The sequence below is a fragment of the Chromobacterium fluminis genome, from assembly GCF_011602385.1.
Classification (GTDB): Bacteria; Pseudomonadota; Gammaproteobacteria; order Burkholderiales; family Chromobacteriaceae; genus Chromobacterium; species Chromobacterium fluminis.
The window spans coordinates 1-6,594 of record NZ_JAAOMA010000097.1 but is presented as its reverse complement, the minus strand read 5'-3'; the positions used below and the strand labels follow the sequence as shown (position 1 = coordinate 6,594).

Genomic DNA, 6,594 nt, shown 5'->3' with positions numbered 1-6,594 from the left:
ATCGAGCTGGGCGAGATCGAAGCCGCGCTGCTGGACCAGCCCGGCGTCGCCCAGGCCGTGGTGCTGATCCGCGAGGACGCGCCCGGGCAGCGCCGGCTGGTCGCCTACGCGGTGCCCGCCGCCGGCGCCCAGGCCGACATCGCGCGCTGGCGCGACGCGCTGGCCACCCGCCTGCCCGACTACATGGTGCCCGCCGCCTGGGTGGTGCTGGATGCGCTGCCGCTCACCCCCAACGGCAAGCTGGACCGCCGCGCCTTGCCGGCGCCGGAGCTGGCGCTGGCCGAGCACCGCGAGCCGGTCACCGAGAAAGAAAAACTGCTGGCCGAGGCCTTCGCCCAAACCCTGGGCCTGGAGCGCGTCGGCCTGGACGACAGCTTCTTCCATCTCGGCGGAGACAGCATCAGCTCCATCCAACTGGTGAGCCTGGCCCGCAAACGGGGGCTGAGCCTGACGCCGCGCCAAGTATTCGAACACCCCAGCGTCCGCGGCCTCGTCCAAGTTGCGACCGAGGCCTCGGCCCGGCCCGTTGAAGCGCGCGCCGACGCGCCGCTGCTGCGGCTGGAGCCGGCCGAAATCGAGCGCCTGAGCCGCCGCCGCCCCGACCTCGCCGAGCTGCTGCCGCTAACGCCGCTACAGCAAGGCCTGCTGTTCCACGCGCTGTACGACCACTCCGCCGCCAACCCCTATGTGGTACAGATGCGCATCGAACTGGACGGCGCTCTGGACGGCGCCGCGCTGCGCCGCGCCGTCGAACGTCTGCTGAGCCGCCACCCGCATCTGCTGGCCTCCTTCATTCACGAGGACACCCTGCAACCGATGCAGGCGCTAAGCCTGGACAGCGCCGCGCCGTGGCGGGAAGCCGATTTGTCGGCGCTCAGCGACGACGAGGCGCGCGCGCGGCTGGACGACATGCAGACGGCCGACCATGGGGAGAGCATGCCGCCGGACCGCGGGCCGCTGCTGCGCTTCACCCTGATCCGGCTGGCGCCGGAGCGCCACCGGCTACTCTGGACTTTCCACCACCTCTTGCTCGACGGCTGGTCCCTTCCCGTGCTGCTGGAAGAACTGTTCGCGCTCTACCGACAGGGAGAATCGGCCGCGCTGCCGCCCGCGCCGGCCTATCGCGATTACCTGCAATGGCTGTCCAGCCGCGATCAGGCCGCCGCCCGCCAGGCCTGGGGCGACTACCTGCGCGGCGTGGACGAGCCCACCCTGATCGCGCCCGGTCTCCCCGCCGCCGAACGGCGGCCGGATCTGCACACCGTCGCGCTGACGGCGGAGCTCAGCGCCGCGCTGGCCGCCCAGGCGCGGCGCCGGGGGCTGACCCTCAACACCCTGGCCCAGGCCGCGTGGGGCCTGCTGTTGGCGCGCCTGAGCGGCCGCGACGATCTGCTGTTCGGCATCACCGTGTCCGGGCGGACCGCGCCCTTGGAAGACATCGAGCGGCTGCCCGGCCTGCTGATCAACACCGTGCCGCTGCGCCTGAAACTGGAGCCGTCGGCCACGCTGGCCGGCTTCTTGGACGACCTGCAATCGCGCCAGGCCGCGATGATGGAGCATCAGCATCTCGGACTCGGCGACATCCAACAGCTGATGGACATGGAGGCATTGTTCGACACGCTGATGGTGTTCGAAAACTATCCGCAGCTCGACGCGCTGCGGCAAAACCGCGCCGACGACGGCCTGAGCGTACGTCCCGTCGACGGCTTGGGCGGCGACGTGTCGCATTACCCGCTGGGCCTCTGCGTGGTGCCGGGGGAAAGGCTGGAACTCCGGCTGGGCTGCCGCGCCGACGCCTTCCCGCCGGCCGCGGCGGAGCGCCTCCTCGCCAGCCTGACGCGCCTGTTCCAGGCGTTGGCCGGCGATCTCGACCTGCCGTTGGCCAGCCTGCGCTGGCTGGACGAGGCCGAAAACCGCCAGCTGGACGGCTGGAACGCCACCGCGCGTCCCGCCGCGCCGGCGACATTGCCCAAGCTGTTCCGCCGGCAGGCCCAGCTGACGCCGAACGCCGTCGCGGTCTGCGCCGGCGAGGTTCGCCTGAGCTACCAGCAGTTGGACCAGCAATCCAACGCGCTGGCCCACCGCTTGCGCGCGGCCGGCGTGACCGTGGAAACACCGGTGGCGCTGTGGCTGCAACGCGGCCCGCTGTTGCCGGTGGCCATCCTCGGCGTGCTCAAGGCCGGCGGCTGCTATATCCCGCTACACACCGCTCAGCCGGAAGAGCGGCGAGCCTGGACCCTGACCCAGTCGCGCGCCGCGCTGCTGCTGGCCGACGAGGCCCCGGCGTCGGCCATGCTGCCGCCGGGCCTGCCGGTGCTGCGGATAGACGGCCCGTCCGACAGCGCCGAGCACCCGCCCCGCCTGGAGCTGACCCCCGACGCGCTGGCCTATGTGATGTACACCTCCGGCTCCACCGGCGTGCCCAAGGGCATAGGCATCAGCCACGCCAACGTCGGGGATCTGGCGCTGGACCGCCGCTGGGAGGGCGCGTCCCAGAGCAAGGTGCTGCTGCACTCTCCGCATGCCTTCGACGCCTCCACCTACGAGCTGTGGGCGCCCTTGCTGCACGGCGGCCAGGCGACGCTGGCGCCGCCGGGAGACAACGACATCGACTCGCTGGCGGACGTCCTGCAGCGGGAAAGCGTCACCGCGGCCTTCCTGACCACCGCGCTGTTCAACCTGCTGGCCGAGGAGCGGCCGGAATGCTTCGCCAGCCTGCGCACGCTGTGGACCGGCGGCGAAGCCGCCTCGCTCCGCGCCTTCCAGCGGGTGAGGGAACGCTATCCGCAACTGGAGCTGGTCCACGTCTACGGCCCCACCGAGACCACCACCTTCGCCACCTGCTACCCGCTGCCGCGCGATCAGACGCTGACTGCGCCGCTGCCGATAGGCGCGCCGATGGACAATACCCGCGCCTATGTGCTCGATTCCGCGCTGCGCCCGCTGCCAGCAGGCGCGCCCGGCGAACTCTACCTGGCCGGCAGCGGCCTGGCGCGCGGCTATCTGGATCAGCCGGCGCTCAGCGCCGAGCGCTTCGTGGCCAACCCCTTCGGCCCCGCCGGCAGCCGCTTGTACCGCAGCGGCGACCGGGCGCGCTGGCGCGCCGACGGCCAGCTGGAATTCCTCGGCCGCGCCGATCAACAAATCAAGCTGCGCGGCTTCCGCATCGAACTGAGCGAAATCGAGGCCAGGCTGTGCGAACACCCGGCCGTGTCCCAGGCGCGGGCGGTGCTGCGCGAGACGGACGGCGCGCCGCGCCAGCTGCTCGCCTATGTCGCGCTCCACCCCGGCGCCGACATCGACCCGTCCACGCTCAGACAAGTCTTGGCGGCGCAACTGCCGGACTATATGGTGCCGGCCGCCGTCGTCGCGCTGGACGCGCTGCCGCTGACCCCCAACGGCAAGCTGGACCACCGCGCGCTGCCCGCGCCCGATTTCCAGGCCGGCAAGCAACGGCCTCCGCGCAGCGACGCCGAACACATCCTGGCCGGGCTGTACGCCGAGCTGCTGGGCCTGGACGAAGTCGGTCTGGACGACGGTTTCTTCGATCTCGGCGGCGACAGCATCGCCTCCATCCTGCTGGTCAGCCGCGCGCGGCGGCAAGGCTTGCTGCTCAGCCCGCGCGAGGTCTTCCTCCATCCTCGGGTGGAGGCGCTGGCCGCTGTCGCCCGGCCGGTCGTCGCCGTCGCGGCCGAGGACACCGCGGAGGGCCCGCTGCCGGCGACGCCCATCATCCGCTGGTGGCTGGAGCGCGGCGGCCCGCAAAGCGGCTTCTACCAATCCATGCTGTTGCAAACCCCCGCCGGATTGGAACAAGCCCATCTGCTGCAGGCGCTGCAAGCACTGCTGGACAAACACGATGCATTGCGGATGCGGCTGGATGCCGACAACGGCCTGAGCGTGCCGCCGGTCGGCTCGACCTCGGCGCAGGACTGCCTGCGCCGCATCGCGGCGGACGCGCATCTGGAGATCCCGCCAGCCGACATCGCCGCCGCGGCGCGGCAGCTGGACCCCGCCGCCGGCGCCATGTTGCGGGCGCTGTGGCTGGACGCCGGCCCGGACGCGCCGGGCAGGCTGTGGCTGGGCATCCATCACCTGGCGGTGGACGGCGTTTCCTGGCGCATCCTGCTGCCCGACCTGGCCTCCGCCTGGCGCGATGCCCGCGCCGGCCAGCCCATCCGGCTGGATCCGGTGGCCACCTCCTTCCGCCGCTGGGCGCTGCTGCTGAACGAGGACGCCGCCCGCCCGGCCCGCGCAGCCGAAGTACCAATGTGGGCAAACTTCCAGAACCAGCCCGATCCGCTGCTGTCGCCCTGCCCGCTGGACCCTGCGCTGGACACGGCCGGCGCCAGCCGGCGTCTGAGCGTGGCGCTGCCTTCCGCCGTGACCGCCGATCTGCTGACCCGGGTGCCGGCGCTGTTCCATGCCGGCATCAACGACGTGCTGCTCACCGGCTTCGCGCTAGCGGCGGCGCGCTGGCGGCAAGGCCGGGGGCAGGACGGCGGCACGGCGGTTCGTCTGGAGTTGGAAGGCCACGGCCGCGAGGAGCTGGGCGAGCATTGCGATCTCTCCCGCACCGTGGGCTGGTTCACCAGCCTGTTCCCCGTCTGCCTCGATCCCGGCGCGTCGGCCTTGGACGACGACGCCGTGCTGGGCGCGGCGCTGAAGCGGGTCAAGGAGCAGCTGCGCGCGCTGCCGGACCGGGGCCTGGGGTACGGTCTGCTGCGCTATCTCAATCCGGAGACCGCCGCCCAACTGAGCGGCGCCGCGCCGGCGCAACTCGGCTTCAACTATCTGGGACGTTTCTCCACGCCGGCCCGCGGCGACTGGATGCCGGCGCCGGAAGCGGCCGGGCTGGACGGAAACAGCGATCCTTCGGTGCCCTTGTCCCACGCGATCGAGCTCAACGCCGCCACCCACGATGGCCCTGACGGGCCGGAACTGGTGGCCACCTGGCTGTGGGCCGGCCGCCTGTTCGACCGGCAGGAGATTGAAAAGCTGGCGGAAGACTGGTTCGACGCGCTGCGCGCCTTGGCCAGGCTGGGCCGCGCGCCGGACGCCGGCGGCAGCACCCCGTCCGATCATCCCCTGGCCGGCGGGCTGTCGCAGGAGGAGATAGACCTGATCGAAGCCGGCTTCTAAGAACCTTTTTACGACCTGTTGCGCGCCAGCGATACCGCGTTAAAAACAAGCTCAAAATGCTCATGTACCCCTTTGTACACTCCGCTTTTTCGCTCGTTTTCGCCTTGTCTCGCTCTTGCTCGCGAGATCGTAACCACCCTCTTAAGAACCGGTTCCAAATACTTTCCGGGCGGCCGCCGACGGCGACCGCCCATTGCGAGGTTAACGATGTCGAAGATCGCCGAAATCCTGCCGCTGTCTCCATTGCAGCAAGGATTGCTGTTTCACGCGCTGTACGACGAACGCGAGGCGGACGCCTACCATGTCCGCAACCGCTTCGAGCTGCGCGGCGTTCTGGACGCCGGCCGGCTCAAGCGCGCGGCGGAGGCGCTGCTGCAACGCCATCCCAATCTGCGCGCCGCCTTCGTCTACAAGGGGCTGGCGCAGCCGCGTCAGGTGGTGCCCCGCGAATTCGAGCTGGATTGGCGCGAGGAAGATCTGTCCGGCCGGGACGCCGCCGCGCTGGACGCGCTGCTGGAGGCGGACCTGCGCCGCCGCTTCGATCCGGGCAAGCCGCCGCTGCTGCGCTTCATCCTGGTCAAGCTGGACGCGGAGCGCCATCAGCTACTGTGGAGCTTCCACCACCTGCTGTTCGACGGCTGGTCCATGCCCATCCTGATAGACGAGCTGTTCGCGCTCTACCGCCAGGGAGAATCGGCCGCGCTGCCGCCCGCCGCGCCCTACCGCGATTATCTGGCCTGGCTGCAACAGCAGGACAAGGCCGCCGCCGCCCGCGCCTGGGCCGCCAGCCTGGAAGCCCTGGACGAGCCGGCCAAACTGGCCTCCGCCGCCGCGGGGGAACGCCAGCTGATCCTGTCCCGGCAAACCGAAACCGCCCCGCTGCAAGCGCGGGCCCGCCAGTTGGGCGTCACCCTCAACACCCTGCTGCAAGCCACCTGGGCCATTCTGCTCGCCCGACTCAGCGCCGCCGACGACGTCGTCTTCGGCGTCACCGTCTCCGGACGCCCGCCGGAGCTACCCGGCGTCGAACGCATGGTCGGCCTGCTGATCAACACCGTCCCGCTGCGCCTGCGCCTGCAGCCCGAGGAAACCCTCGCCGCCCTGCTGCAACGCCTGCAAACCCAGCAGGCCGCGTTGATCGAGCATCAGCACCTCAGCCTCGCCGAGATCCAGCAGGCGGCGGGAAGAACGGATCTGTTCGACACCTTGCTGGTTTTCGAAAGCTATCCGGCTCTACCCGGCGCGGCCGACGGCGAGGTGGCCGACGGCCTGGCCTTGATTCCGCTCGGCGGCGACGGCGCCGACACCTCGCACTATCCGCTCAGCCTGTGCGCCGTCCCCGGACCCGCGCTCGAGCTGCGCTTCGGCTACCGGCCCGATCTCTTCTCCGCCGACGCCGTCGACGGCATCGCCCGGCAATTGCTGGAACTGCTGCGCCTGATCGCCGAACAG

General features: G+C 70.8%; 2 protein-coding genes. Both read left to right on the top strand.

The annotated features are described in order from the left end of the window. Window positions 1–5,142, top strand: a 5,142-nt coding sequence (locus HA052_RS26800; protein ID WP_166454392.1) for a non-ribosomal peptide synthetase, incomplete at its 5' end; no start/stop codon positions are given. Window positions 5,143–5,349: 207 nt separating this feature from the next. Further along, window positions 5,350–6,594 (top strand): condensation domain-containing protein (locus HA052_RS26795; RefSeq protein ID WP_240937596.1); only part of this gene is annotated, 1,245 nt, incomplete at its 3' end.